Consider the following 14,346-nt stretch of genomic DNA (forward strand, 5'->3'; position numbering starts at 1 on the left):
GCCGGTCTCAAAGTGAGTGCCGGCGCTTTTTATTTTATTCATGAGTTATTTTGGAAATCCAAGGTCATCATGTTGAAAGTTAAACCAATCAGTTCTGAGGGCTTTTCCTATAGCCCGGGTCTTCAACTGCTGCGAGGACTGGCAGCACTTATGATTGTGTTTCTCCACCTCGGGGTTGCTGAAGCAAGGTATGGATCTGACGGATGGCGATTCCTGGAAGGCTTCCGGGTTGGGGCAGCTGGTGTAGATATCTTTTTTGTCATCAGTGGATTCGTTATGATGCTGGTTGTAAAAAACAAACAGCCCAGCCCAGTATTGTTTCTGAAAAACAGACTTTCCCGCATTTATCCCAACTATTGGTTTTATTTTCTTCTTGTTGTTCTGGTATGGTTGGTCCAACCAGGTTGGGTGAATAGCTCTCTGCCGGGAACACCTGACTTTCTGAATTCCTTCCTGCTATTTCCTTCTTCTGGTCCTCCTGTTATTTCAGTAGCGTGGACTTTGGAGTTTGAAATCTTTTTTTATCTGGTATTCACCCTCTTTCTGTGGATTTCTCGTCAACATCTGGCGCCTCTTTTAGTTGGCACCTTCATCGCACTTGTGCTTGTCGGGGCGATATACCAACCTGAATCACTCCTTCTGGAACGACTAACCCATACACTTCTACTGGAATTTTCTGCAGGCGTTCTACTTGGACATGTTTTGATGTCCAGGCAAATACCAGGTTCTTTGTTGGCCATTCCAGTTGCGATTTTACTGTTTATTCTTTACCAAACAGGATTTGAACTCACTCAGATAATTCCCGCGGGGAATCATTTTGAGAGATTGGTGAATTTTGGTATACCAGCGTTTCTACTAGTGCTTGGTATCGTCAGTTTGGATATGAAATATGAAATAGCTTATCCTGATCTGTTTATCAGGATAGGTGATGCTTCCTATACGCTATATCTTTCACATATACTGGTAATCTCCGCTTCAGGAAAATTGTATCAAGCAATCGGATTAAATGAGCTGCTCTCCAATTTCATATTAATAACTGGAATGCTTGGATTGTGCATTCTCTTTGCGCTACTGGCGTATCAGTATGTTGAGTTGCCCCTCTTGACTTATGTCCGGAACGGTTTCAAGAGACCCTCTAAATAAATACCCCAGCCATTTTCACTTTTCCCTCTAAATGGCGAGGTCTGCTTAAGAATATTCCAATCCACTTTTTTGTGGCGAAAGACATTGATTTAGATTTATTTGAGCCCACACTGAACCTAACAGCGCAAGACCGGGAAAATGACACAGTCAAACGAATTACTGATAAATAAGTTTTATAAGGCTTTTTCTGAAAAGGACAGCCAGACAATGGTGGATAGCTATCATGCGGAAGCTGATTTTAGTGATCCAGTATTTCAAAAGCTCCATGGTTCAGAGATAGGTATGATGTGGACCATGTTGTGTCTCCAATCGGCATCACTTGAGATTGCCTATGAGAATGTCCAGGCTGATGACAAAAGGGGACGAGCCGACTGGTCGGCAAAATACACCTTTGGTAGAGCTAAACGAAAGGTTCACAATAAAATCCATGCAGAATTCACATTCGAGGATGGAAAAATAATAAAACATACTGACAATTTTGATTTCTGGAGCTGGAGTAGGATGGCTTTAGGGCCACTGGGTTTCATCATGGGTTGGAATTCAATTGTAAAGGTAAACATCCGCAAGCAGGCCATGGCCAATTTGACCAAATTTATAACAATGACAAAAAACACGTAAATTACTTGTGTAAGTCCATTCTTTCTGTTATAGAAAGCGCGAAACAGCATGGAATAATTTTTTGCTGATTTTTGAAGAATAAACGAGGAGAAGTCTCGAGATATGTATAGAAAAGTAGCCATCGTAACCGGAGCAAACAGGGGTTTGGGTCATGCCTTGACCAAAGCTTTGGCCGAAGATGATTATAAAGTGTTTATGGTAGGACGCAATAAGATTGAAATCGACAATGCCTCTGCCAAACTACAAGAAGCCGGTCTGGATATTGAGGGTTTTGAAGCAGATGTAAGTAAAGCGCGTCACGTTACAGCTCTGTCATCATATGTCCAGTCACAGTTTGACCACCTGGATCTCCTCATTAATAATGCTGGTGTGATCATTGAACCCGGTGGCCTGGAGAGTCAGGTGACCTGTTTCACTATTAATCCTGAGCTTGTTGAAGAAGCCTATTCAGTTAACACTGTTGGCGCTCTTCGTTTGGTCCAGGCTTTTTATGATCTGCTGAAAAAGGCACGACAACCACGTATCGTAAATGTTTCCAGTGGCATGGGCTCTTTGAACCACATGGAAGCTGGGTGGCCAGCCTACCGCATGTCCAAAGCTGCACTGAATGCACTGACTGCCATTCTGGCAAAAGAATTGGTAGACACCCGGATCAAGGTCAATTCTGTAGATCCAGGTTGGGTGAGAACGGATATGGGTGGTCCCAATGCAGATCGCTCCATTGAAGAGGGTATCGAAGGTATTCTCTGGGCCGCCAAACTTCCACCAGATGGACCTACCGGTGGATTCTTCAAGGATGGTAAACCCCTGGACTGGTAATTATTTTTACCACCAATTATTAAAACCCCGTGTTGCTGCATGGGGTTTTTTGTATAAACTATTGATCGATAGTAATCACAACCTGGAATAAAGAAGGAAATGCCAGTTGGGAGATAAGCTCTGCCCTAAAATTATATTGGAAGGTACGCGTCTAACGGGAAAGACGGATCTGGCCTTTGCTTTGAATGAGCACCCCCAATTGGTTGGACCAAGGAATTATCGCTACCATTCGCCCCTGATATCAGTAGAATGGTGTTCATTTACCAATGTCCCCTGGGGTAGAGGTCCCATCAATTTTGAAGCCCATGAGGAGGAACAAGCTCTGGAGACCTATCGTACATGGCTTAAGCTATTTCAGCTTCAAAGATACTATTCATGGATGATCGACCGGTTTCATCTCTCAACCCAGCTTTACCAGAGAGAAGTATTCGGTCGAACTTATGATTTTGGATGGCTTGAGGAAGGATTACAAGAGCTGGGGTTTCATCTTGTCCTGTGTCTCCGTTCCATTGAATCCTTCGAGGCTGCCAGGGAGGAGCGTCTTAAAATTTCTGGGAATCCTTCCCAGTACGATAATCTTGATGTTTTTCACACTGAACAGGATCAATATATTCAACTTGCAAAGGAGTCAATCCTTCCAGTTTATGAGTTGGATATCACTTCAAAAACAATTGGAGCTCAGGCGGATGAAATTGCTGAATGGATGGAGGTTACTGGTGGATTATATGCTTTATAGGTTGAATGGGAGAATCTAAAATATGTATCAAGCTGCAGAGACACGATATGATAAAATGAGTTATCAGAGATGTGGAGCCAGTGGCATTCTTCTGCCCAGGATATCCCTTGGGTTATGGCACAACTTTGGTGAACCCGATGATTATGAAACAGCCCGTGCCATGCTCCGAAGGGCCTTCGATCTGGGTATCACCCATTTTGATTTAGCCAATAATTATGGTCCACCCTATGGAGCGGCCGAGACCACCTTTGGAAAAATATTCAAAGAAGACTTTGCTGGATATCGTGACGAGCTGCTTATTTCCACCAAAGCTGGTTGGGATATGTGGCCAGGTCCATATGGAGATCATGGGAGCAGGAAGTATTTAATTGCCAGTCTTGATCAGAGTCTCAAACGCATGGGCCTGGACTATGTGGATATTTTCTATCACCATCGTCCCGATACACAAACGCCCCTGGAAGAGAGCATGGGGGCTTTGGATCAGATTGTACGATCAGGAAAAGCACTCTATGTGGGCATCTCGTCCTACAATCCAGAGCAAACAAGGCAAGCTGCAAAAATATTAAGAGATCTCGGAACCCCTTGCCTCATCCATCAGCCCAAATACAATATGTTTTACCGTCAGCCAGAACAAGGTCTGTTTGAAGAGCTGAAGAAGAATGGAATGGGTTCCATAGTATTCTCGCCCCTGGCACAAGGTGTTTTAACGGACCGCTATCTGTCTGGATTCCCTGAAGATTCACGAGCAGTTCGGGATGGTCGCTATCTGAAGCCTGATTTTATCAAGGAAGAACAACTCGACAAGGTGCATGCCCTGAAAAAGATCGCGGATAATCGTGGTCAGAATGTGGCTCAATTAGCCATTGCCTGGGTGTTACGTAAGGAGGAGGTGACTTCAGCGTTGATCGGTGCTTCAAAAGTTGCCCAGATTGAGGATGCTGCAGGCGCTCTGAACAATTTGGATTTTACCCCAACAGAACTGGATGAGATTGAAAACATTTTTGGGTAATGGTTGCCTTCAAAAAGCATATCGACTCACAATCTGATATGGGAGAGGGGTCAAAAACCGTGTTTTGTCACCAATCTTTCAGATTAGATTAAACGCTACACAAATTATCTATATTGGACTGTGTGAAGGAAATACCCTATGGAACGGAAAATAAGAGTCATTCTGGCAAAACCTGGTTTGGATGGCCATGATCGCGGAGCCAAAGTTCTGGCGAATTCTTTCAGGGACGCTGGCATGGAAGTCATCTATCTCGGTCTCAGACAAACCCCTGAAATGATTGTAGCAGCTGCAGTTCAGGAAGATGCCGATATTGTGGCATTGAGCATTTTATCAGGTGCCCATATGACCATATTTCCCCGAGTAATGGAACTGATGAAAGCTGAAGGGATAAATGATGTACTACTTACTGGTGGTGGAATAATACCAGATTCAGATATGGAAGAACTGCAGAAATTGGGTGTGGGACGCCTGTTTGGTCCCGGTGCCAGCCTCATGGAAATCAATGACTATATCACCAATTGGGTTCAGGAAAACCGTTAAATGAATCGTCATGATCGCCTGGAACAGCTCAATAAGCTGAAAGCAGAAGCCCTCCTCGGCGGAGGACAGGATCGACTGGATGCCCAACACGCCAAACAAAAATTATCAGCAAGAGAAAGACTAGACCTGCTTCTGGATCCCGGTTCGTTTGAAGAAATGGGCATGTTAGTAACCCATCGCTCCACCAACTTTGGTCTGGAAAAGCAAAAATTTTTAGGAGATGGGGTCGTCACGGGTCACGGAACTATCGATGGTCGTATCGTCTTCGTTTTCAGTCAGGATTTCACGGTGATGGGCGGCTCCCTTTCTGAAGCATACGCAGAAAAAATTGTTAAAGTCATGGATCTGGCTGCCAAAGTTGGCGCCCCTGTTATTGGTTTGAATGATAGTGGTGGGGCACGAATTCAGGAAGGTGTGGTCAGTCTGGCTGGTTACGCCGACATTTTTCTGAGAAATACACTCATGAGCGGTGTAGTACCCCAAATATCAGCAATCCTGGGACCTTGTGCAGGCGGTGCGGTCTATTCTCCTGCCATCACAGATTTTATTTTCATGACCAAGGGCACAAGCTACATGTTTGTCACAGGTCCTGAGGTAGTCAAGACGGTTACCCATGAAGAAGTCACCAAAGAGGATCTGGGTGGTGCTACAGCCCATGGTAGTAAATCGGGTGTCAGTCACTTTACCTGTAACAATGAAATTGAAGTCATCGAAGGCATCAAAAGACTGTTAAGCTTTATCCCTCAAAATAATCTTGAGGATCCTCCAGCCATTCGATGTGATGACCCCATTGACAGATCAGATGAAATGCTGGATACGATTGTACCAGAGAACCCCAACAAGCCTTATGACATGAAAGATGTCATACATAGCGTTGTGGATAATGGTGAATTCTTCGAAGTTCATGATGAGTTTGCCATGAATATGGTGGTTGGATTTGTGCGTCTGAACGGGAAGTCAGTTGGGGTGATTGCAAATCAACCTGCCCACCTCGCTGGAGTTCTGGATATTGATTCTGCAGTTAAAGGCGCCAGGTTTGTACGCTTCTGCGATGCTTTCAATATTCCACTACTGACTTTTGAGGATGTCCCTGGTTTTCTGCCTGGGACTGATCAAGAGTGGGGTGGCATTATCCGTCACGGCGCAAAACTCCTTTATGCTTTCGCAGAAGCGACAGTCCCCAGGGTTACTGTGATTACGCGCAAAGCCTATGGCGGTGCCTATGATGTGATGAATTCCAAACACATTCGAGGTGATATCAACTTTGCCTGGCCTTGTGCTGAAATTGCTGTCATGGGTGCCAAGGGGGCGACTGAAATCATCTTCAGAAAAGAAATTGCCAAAGCGGATAATCCAGAGGAAGTTCTGGAGCGCCTCACAAATGAATTTTCTGAGCGATTTGCCAATCCCTATTCTGCGGCTGAACGTGGGTATGTGGATGAAGTGATTGAACCAAACCAGACACGCTTAAAGGTGATCAGGGCTTTTGAAATGCTTGAAAATAAAGTTGATTCAAACCCACAAAAAAAACACGGAAATATCCCGCTATAAATCAGGGAGAAGGGTTTCAAGTGGATACAAGAAATCGTGATGAGTTATTAAAAAAGCAGGAAAGCCTGGAAGCCTACTTGCTAAAGAACCCCCAGTCGACACTATTCGCCTGGTATGCAAGACAGAATATGGAGGCTGGAGAGCTCAACCGTGCCTTGAGTATTTGTCTGCTCGGGCTTCAGAATGCTGAAAGCCGGGGCGTCTTACATAAACTCATGGGTGAGATTTATCTGGCTAAAGGTGAAGTTACAAACTCCATGAAGCAGATGATTGAATGTATCTTGACCAAAGAACCCTTCCCTGGCGTCATCATTGAAGTGATCAAAAATCTGGGGGACACCATGGAACCCCAACAGGTGGCATTTTTAATTTATCTTCTCAATAAAGCGCTTCCCGGACATCCCGATGCAATTCAATTTTACAAAAAATTTCCAAACTCCCGTAACTATGTCGTACAACCTGGTGAATACCAGTTTCTGGAAGATCTAGCCCTGGGACTGGAGCGTTCAGCATTGATAGAGACCATGCCTCTTGATGAGGATGAGGAAAATCCATTGGCTCTGCCTGATTCAGTACCACCTGAGATGGAATATGTGCCACCGGCACCAGCGCAACAGACTGCACCACAGGCCCCAACTCAGGCACCTGTATCTGATCAAGTACCAGAGGGTGAATATGTTATTGACCCTGAATTGGGCACCAAGTCTGATCCGCCTGTCCCTGAATACGAAATTCCCATAACTACTCCCACATTGGAAGAGGTGATTAAACAGACTGATTCCATGACAGACTTTGATGAAATGCCCATGCCAGAGGCGGAACCTGTCCAGACACAAGCGCCTCTTCAGGAACAAGCTCCACCACAACAGGCAGCACCAGCGCCTGCCCCTGAGCCAGTAGCTCAGCCAGCTCCACAGCCACCACCTGAACCAGTGGTCCCGCCGGCTCCACAGCCACCACCACAGGCAGCGGCGGCACCCAGGGAAACACCCCCGCCCCCTAAAAAGCCGGCAATCAAGCACAATATTAATCGTTCCATGGCAACCTTTACCCTGATGGAGATTTTTAAAGATCAGGGGATGTATGAGAATGCCCTGGAAGTCCTGACGTTTCTCCGTGAGAAATCCAGTGATACAGAACGTATCGACCAGGAGGAAAAAGAAATTCGAGAACTCCTGGCTGGAAACGGTAATAAATAGGTTAGCTACAAAAAATAATGCCTGAATCTCAACCGGGGGAAGCTCTCGCGGATATGGAACCCCCGATTCAACTATCAATCCTCATCGTGACCTATCATTCCAGTTCAACAATCAGAGTGTGTCTGGAGAGTGTTTTTCAAGAGCTGACATCAACTGAGGGAGAGGTTATTGTTGTAGATAATCAATCTACCGATAATACAATTTCAATTCTAGACGAACTTTTGGCTCAAAATTCTAAACTCAAGGTAAAATTAAATCGCACAAACCGAGGGTTCGCAGTTGGCAATAACCAGGCACTTGAAATGGCTCGAGGTCAACATATCCTCATCCTGAACCCCGATACCATTCTCCAGAATGGCATCCTGAAGAATTTGCTCAGAGAGCTTGAGAAGGATGAAAAAACGGGTGCTGTTGCGCCCCAATTACAGTTCCCCGATGGCCGCCTCCAGAAAACCTGCCGACGCTTTCCCACCCATATGGATGTGATTTACAATGTCTTTGGTCTGGCTGCTCTTTTTCCTGAGAGTCGTCGATTCAATGGCTGGAAGATGGGCGATTTCGATCATAAATCGGCTCAAAAGGTTGATCAACCTGCTGGAGCCGCCTTGATGGTACGTGGTGATCTTTTAAGATCCCTGAACGGTTTTGATGAAAACTTCCCCATGTTCTTTAATGATGTTGATCTTTGCAAGCGCATCAGGGATAAAGGTTATACCATCTGGTATTTGCCGGAATACACCATTCAACATTTGGGAGGAGCCAGCGTCAAACAGGTCAAGATGAAGATGACCATAAGTTCCCATATTTCATTTTTCAGATATTTTGAAAAACATTTTACCCACATGTATCAGCAGCCCCTGAACTTCATTGTGGGCATTTTACTTTATCTCTCACTCATTCCCCGCTTGCTGGTCCTACTTCTTTTTAAAGGGCAGCGCACGGCTTCCCGAGAAACACTCTAGGATTTTTGGTTTCGTAATGAATTCCCATGGAAAAATAAAAGCCATTTTCTTTGATATTGGTGGCGTACTGGTAAAGGTTGACTCCAGTGAGTCCATCGAAAAGCTGTCCCAGAAATTAGAGGTGAGCCCTGAAAAAATTCGCCGAGGGATGACCAGGGACCTACTTAATGAGTATGAAAAGGGGCTTTTGACTTCAAACCAGTTTTATGAACAACTCCTCATTAATTACGGTAGCAGCAAGACCATGAATATGGAGATTTTCAAGGGCTACTGGTTGGATGTTCTCTTCCCCTGTGAAGATAGTGTAGCTTTTCTCAAGCGAGCGACTGAAGATTTCCCTGTCTGGCTCCTGAGTAACACCAATGATTTTCATTATGACCTGCTCATGCAGGACTTTCCCTTTATGAAATGGGTGGATGGGGGGACCTATAGTTTTATGGTAGGCAGTATGAAGCCGGATCCACTGATCTATGAAATAGCCATTCGAAAAAGCGGTTTTCGACCAGAAGAAATCTTGTTTATTGATGATTTAGAGGAAAATGTTCAAGCGGCACAGGACCAGGGCATTCATATTATCCATTATGTGGATTATTCCAGCTTTGGTAAAGAAGTGAGTCAACGTTTTCCAGAATTGGAGTATTTGCTATGAGACTTTCTAAAACCATCCTGGCCTTTGTACTCCTGCTCATCCTCTTCAACCTATTGAACAATAGTCAGGGCAGTATACCACCTCTGGGAAAATTTTTAAATCCCTTCGCAGGATTCTGGCAGAATGGTGAGAATCTGGACCAGATAGATGAAGTGCTTGATGTAAAGGGGTTGCGGGATGAAGTACAGGTGGTTTGGGATGAGCGTCAAGTCCCGCATATTTTCGCTGAAAACACTTATGATATTTATTTCGCACAGGGTTTTTTAACAGCTCGGCATCGCCTGTGGCAAATGGAATTCCAAACCCACGTGGCAGCAGGACGCGTTTCAGAAATCATAGGTGACAAAGCGCTGGAATTCGATAGAATGCAGCGTCGTCGTGGTTTGTTAATGGCTGCCGAAAACACCATACAGCACATGGATGAAGATGCTGAAACACATCTTATTCTGCAGGCCTATGCCAATGGTGTCAATGCCTGGATTGAGTCTCTCTCTCCAGCAACACTGCCCCTGGAATACAAGCTTCTAAACTATGAGCCTGAGGTGTGGTCAACCCTGAAAACAGCCCTGCTCTTGAAGTTCATGGCCTGGGATTTAACCGGACGCAATTCAGAAATGGACATGAGCATTATTCAGGCGACATTGGGTGAGGAATTTGTGAACACCTATTATCCCCGGCACACCCCTCGCACTGATCCAGTGATTCCAGCAGGCAAACCGTGGCGCTTTGAAGCCATGGAGCCAGATTCCCTACCACCCGCCTTTGTACCGCAGTTTGTTAAGGATCTTCGAAAAGGTGAGCCAGACGAAGACAATGGGAGCAATAACTGGGCGGTTTCAGGTGATAAAACTGCTTCAGGATTTCCCATGTTAGCCAATGACCCACATCTTGGATTAAAGCTGCCATCCATATGGTACGAGATCCAACTGACCACGCCTGACATGAATGTTTATGGTGTTTCCATGCCAGGTGCTCCTGCTGTTATCGTCGGATTTAACAGGGATGTTGCCTGGGGTGTCACCAATGCAGCAAGCGACGTTCTGGATTGGTTTGAAATTGAATTTAAAGATAGTACGTATTCTGAATATCTCTACATGGGTGAATGGATAAAATCAGATATGCGAATTGAAGAAATCTTTATCAGGGATGAGGATACGGTTCTGGATAGTTTTGCCATTACTCGCTTTGGACCGCTGGTTTATTTCGGTGAAAGCGTGCTGGAAAATGGGCATCCCACTGGCCTGGCCATGCGTTGGTCTGCCCATGATCCCTCTAATGAAATGCTTGCCGTTCGAAACATGAATCTGGCCACAGATAGAGAGACTTTTTATACAGCCATCGAAGATTTTGAAGCACCAGGACAAAATTTCGCCATGATAGCCAGGGGTGGCGATATTTCCATCCGCCACAATGGCAAATATCCATTGCGTGGTCAGGATCAAGGCAAGTTTGTCAGGGCCGGACGGGATACCATTGGTGAGTGGCAGGATTGGATTCCCTACGAGCAACTCCCTGCTATTTCAAACCCCTGGAGTGGCTATGTCAGTTCCGCCAACCAGAATCCAGTTGGCAAAAAGTATCCTTACTACCTGGGTTGGGATTACGATGATTACGAGCGGGGTTCTCGCATCAATGATCGCCTTAAGGCATTGAGCAAAATCAAATTCGGAGACATGCAGGATCTGCATATGGACAATTTTAATAAGCAGGCTGAGCTTATGTTGCCATTTCTACTCAAACAGATTGACCAGAAAAATCTTTCTGGTGATATGAAGATCATCTTAAAAGATCTTCAAAGTTGGAATTATGTCTCAGCCCCTCATGAAAAATCAGCCTGGGTTTACAAGCAATGGTGGTTGCGTTTAGAAAAAGCTATCTGGAACGATGAATTGAATATTTTGGGTGAGATTAGAAAAATCCCCACCCGGTCGGTGACGGCCAGACTCCTTTTAAACAGGGCAAGATTGGTTTACTATGATGACATCAATACGCCTGAGAAGGAGAGTCGAGCCGAGATCATCAATCACGCCTTTAAACAAACCATAGTGGAACTGACAGAGGCGTTGGGACCTTATGGCGAAGCCTGGGAACTGGGTAGAGCCAGAGGAACGGATATCAATCACCTCCTCTCTGTCAAAGGTCTGGGACGAACCGGGCTTTACACAGGCGGTGGCGTTGGAATTGTGAATGCCACCAAGAAAGACCACGGTCCTTCCTGGCGCATGTTGGTGGAAATAGGTGATCACCCCACAGCCAAAGGAATATTCCCTGGAGGCCAGTCAGGGAACCCTGGATCCCCTTATTATGACAATGCAGTGAATGACTGGGTTGCAGGTAAATATTATGATATTCATTTTCTGGACTCCCCTGTTATAGACTCTAATTCAAAACTCTCATTGACTCGCTTAAGGAATTATCAATGATCAATATTTTTGTCCCTCTCGTAATTGTATTTCTCCTACAACTCATCTTCTATTCCTGGTGGTGGATTATTGTGGTGCCCCTGGTTTTGGGGTTCTTTGAAAAAGATTCAGCATTAAAAGCCTCTGTGGGTACTGGACTGGGCGTTTTCCTGCTCTGGTTTGGAATGGCAGTATACCAATGGAAGAGTGGTGGGGAAATCATTGTCACCCGAATTGCTGAAGTCATGGGGGTGGGATCAGGTTTTGTGCTGGCCCTGGCCACGGGTTTGGTGGGCTTTCTGGTTGCCCTGGTGGCTGGTTATGCTGGATATTCATTGCGTAAAGTCTTGATCAAGGAATACCAGATTTCATGACAAAAAACGCTGAACCGCAGAGAACGCGAAGAACGCAAAGTTTTTAGAGTAAAAGACTGGAAGAGTTATCAGCTAGGGCTGCGTTTCTGCGCGCTTTGCGAGAAGCTGTTTTCATGAGAATAAATGCTGAACCGCAGAGAACGCGAAGAACGCAAAGTTTTTTAGAGTAAAAGACTTGAAGAGTTATCAGATAGTCTGTGTCTCTGTGTGCTTTGCGAGGAGCTGCAGAAGAAAATCCTCAAGGATAAAATGACAAAAGCTAAAGGTGATATCAATATTTACGAGGAACCCCTTCGAACAATCCCCCATAATGTGTTCAGGGATAACAATCCTGATTACGATGAATTAGAGCGCAGACCCAGAATGCCAGTGGTGGCTCTCCTAGACAATATCCGTAGTATGTTCAATGTGGGTTCCATGTTTCGGACAGCCGATGGAGCCTGGCTGGAAGAGATTATTATCACTGGCTATACCGCCTCACCTCCTCGAAAAGAAATCGCCAAGACAGCTTTGGGAGCAGAGTATTCAGTTCCCTGGAGAAGTATTCCTGACCCCGTTGATGCCATTCGCGCTTTGAAGCAGAGAGGCTATACAGCAATCGCACTTGAACACACCACAAGGAGCCAATCCTACACCAGTGTGGAGTATAAATTCCCCCTGGTTTTCGTGGTGGGGAATGAAGGGGTGGGTGTTCAGGACGAGATTTTAAAAGAATGTGATTTTGCAGTCGAACTCCCTCAGAACGGCATGAAAAGCTCCATGAATGTAGCCGTGGCTTTTGGAATCATGCTCTATGAATTGAGACGTCAATGGGATGTGAAACATCAACCCTGACTGAGTAAATACAAATAATGTTGGTGAGACCCCTAACAATAATTAATACTAGCAATTTTTAAGTGGGGGCTTACTTTTTCACGAATTGACATGGCTCACAGGGGGTTAATCAAGCTTTGAACTGTGTTATATTGATCCATATATTAAACGATATTCAATCACAATAATATTCTTAAGGAGGAATTTATGATTAAAAGGTTACTTGTTTCGATTTTAGCTCTCTCACTGGCTGTCGGTGCTTTTGGCCAGTCGTTGGAAGAGAATCTGGGCACCATGCTTAGTGATAATGCTGAGATGTATTTGATGCCACTGGGAGATGCATTTGGTGCATCAATGAACTCTGGATGGTATCACAGATCAAGGGTTCACAAAATGCTTGGTTTTGATATTAGTGTAAAAGCAATGGTTTCTGCTGTTCCCGAGGAGAGTGAGTTTTTTAACTTTGCTCTGAGTCAGACCAACATGGAATTTGATCTGGATGGTATTATCGGTGAAGATGTCAATCCACTATTACTTTCATTTGATGATATTTACTATGGAACTGATACGCGGACTCCAACATTTTTTGGTCCTGCTGATAGTGCTGGCCTCCTGGTAACTAACACGGTTCACCTTGCAGGTTTGTTTGAAGATCACCTGAGAACAGAGATGACAACCCTGCTTACAAACCAGGGTGTAAATGCTGCACTCATCCCTGGTTTGGTTAACCAGGCAATTGTTGATGCAAATCTGGATACCGAAGTAGCTAATATGAATCTAGATCTTCCACTGCCTCCTGGAATTGGCTTGCCTGCCCTTCCCTTGGTCATGCCGCAGATTGCCCTGGGTCTCCCCATGGGTATCGAATTGACAGTCCGTGGCTTTCCAGAAGCGGAACTTGAAGATATTGGTACTTTCAGCATGTATGGTGGTGGTCTCCGCGTCAATGTTGATCAGTTTATTCCAATCCCACTTTTCCCTGTAGACATTACTGCTGGAGCTTTCTATTCACAGATGAGTATTGGTGATCTGATAGAGTCTTCAAATACTTCTATCGGTCTCCAGGTAGGAAAATCAATAAACCTCCTCATCTTTGGTGTTGGCATTTATGCTGATGCTGCTTACGAGATGAGCTCGTTGAGTATTGGTTATGATGTGGATCCAGAATTTGGTATTGAGGACAATCGTATTCAGTTTGACATGGAACCCGATCCAGGTATGAGATTTGGTGCAGGTTTACACCTGAAATTGATCCCATTGACCTACTTCAATGTTCATGTGAGCCAAACACCAACCAACAGTGTTGTTACTGCTGGTTTTGGAATCTCTATGAGATAAATGATTCACTGTTTGTTTTTAAGAGGCCATCCTGAGGGGTGGCCTCTTTTTTTGCGTGTGCCGTGCATGGTTAATAACTAGGTGGTGCAAGTCCACTGTGGAGGATTGTAGTTTCCAACCACTAGTCGAGAGCAAGGGTGTCGTGGGTGACTGCGAATCTGAAGGAAGCTTAAGACAAATTTCCGAACTGAGG

The 14,346-nt window shown here is 45.0% G+C and carries 14 protein-coding genes; all 14 read left to right on the plus strand.

The annotated features are described in order from the left end of the window. Window positions 1-69: 69 nt before the first annotated feature. The 14 genes from ISR87_06820 to ISR87_06885 all read left to right on the plus strand — a co-directional run bounded on the left by ISR87_06820 (window position 70) and on the right by ISR87_06885 (window position 14,153). Entirely contained in the window at window positions 70-1,143 is a 1,074-nt protein-coding gene (locus ISR87_06820) for an acyltransferase (GenBank protein MBL7025154.1), read from the plus strand. Between the two features lie 138 nt (window positions 1,144-1,281). Next, entirely contained in the window at window positions 1,282-1,761 is a 480-nt protein-coding gene (locus ISR87_06825; protein MBL7025155.1) for a nuclear transport factor 2 family protein, read from the plus strand. Window positions 1,762-1,863: 102 nt separating this feature from the next. Continuing rightward, window positions 1,864-2,580 (plus strand): SDR family NAD(P)-dependent oxidoreductase, encoded by a 717-nt coding sequence (locus tag ISR87_06830; GenBank protein ID MBL7025156.1) that lies wholly within the window; start codon window positions 1,864-1,866, stop codon window positions 2,578-2,580. A gap of 106 nt (window positions 2,581-2,686) precedes the next feature. Beyond that, window positions 2,687-3,316: a hypothetical protein gene (locus ISR87_06835; GenBank protein MBL7025157.1), complete on the plus strand. Its 630-nt coding sequence runs from the start codon at window positions 2,687-2,689 to the stop codon at window positions 3,314-3,316. Window positions 3,317-3,338: 22 nt separating this feature from the next. Continuing rightward, window positions 3,339-4,325, plus strand: coding sequence for an aldo/keto reductase (locus ISR87_06840; GenBank protein MBL7025158.1), 987 nt, complete (start codon window positions 3,339-3,341; stop codon window positions 4,323-4,325). Between the two features lie 138 nt (window positions 4,326-4,463). Beyond that, window positions 4,464-4,865: a cobalamin B12-binding domain-containing protein gene (locus ISR87_06845; GenBank protein ID MBL7025159.1), complete on the plus strand. Its 402-nt coding sequence runs from the start codon at window positions 4,464-4,466 to the stop codon at window positions 4,863-4,865. Continuing rightward, entirely contained in the window at window positions 4,866-6,416 is a 1,551-nt protein-coding gene (locus tag ISR87_06850; protein ID MBL7025160.1) for an acyl-CoA carboxylase subunit beta, read from the plus strand. 20 nt (window positions 6,417-6,436) lie between these two features. Then, on the plus strand, window positions 6,437-7,615 hold the full coding sequence (locus ISR87_06855; GenBank protein ID MBL7025161.1) for a hypothetical protein: 1,179 nt from the start codon (window positions 6,437-6,439) through the stop codon (window positions 7,613-7,615). 53 nt (window positions 7,616-7,668) lie between these two features. Beyond that, window positions 7,669-8,577 (plus strand): glycosyltransferase family 2 protein, encoded by a 909-nt coding sequence (locus ISR87_06860; protein ID MBL7025162.1) that lies wholly within the window; start codon window positions 7,669-7,671, stop codon window positions 8,575-8,577. Window positions 8,578-8,593: 16 nt separating this feature from the next. Next, a complete protein-coding gene (locus tag ISR87_06865) occupies window positions 8,594-9,226 on the plus strand; it encodes an HAD family phosphatase (GenBank protein ID MBL7025163.1) in 633 nt (210 codons plus the stop codon). Beyond that, window positions 9,223-11,649 (plus strand): penicillin acylase family protein, encoded by a 2,427-nt coding sequence (locus ISR87_06870; GenBank protein MBL7025164.1) that lies wholly within the window; start codon window positions 9,223-9,225, stop codon window positions 11,647-11,649. Before ISR87_06865 ends, ISR87_06870 begins: the two co-directional genes overlap by 4 nt. Further along, entirely contained in the window at window positions 11,646-12,002 is a 357-nt protein-coding gene (locus ISR87_06875) for a hypothetical protein (protein ID MBL7025165.1), read from the plus strand. Before ISR87_06870 ends, ISR87_06875 begins: the two co-directional genes overlap by 4 nt. Before the next feature lie 363 nt (window positions 12,003-12,365). Further along, entirely contained in the window at window positions 12,366-12,836 is a 471-nt protein-coding gene (locus ISR87_06880; protein ID MBL7025166.1) for an RNA methyltransferase, read from the plus strand. A gap of 186 nt (window positions 12,837-13,022) precedes the next feature. Next, on the plus strand, window positions 13,023-14,153 hold the full coding sequence (locus ISR87_06885; protein ID MBL7025167.1) for a hypothetical protein: 1,131 nt from the start codon (window positions 13,023-13,025) through the stop codon (window positions 14,151-14,153). Window positions 14,154-14,346 lie beyond the last annotated feature (193 nt).

The sequence above is a fragment of the Candidatus Neomarinimicrobiota bacterium genome, from assembly GCA_016784545.1.
Classification (GTDB): Bacteria; Fidelibacterota; UBA8477; order UBA8477; family JABMPR01; genus JABMPR01.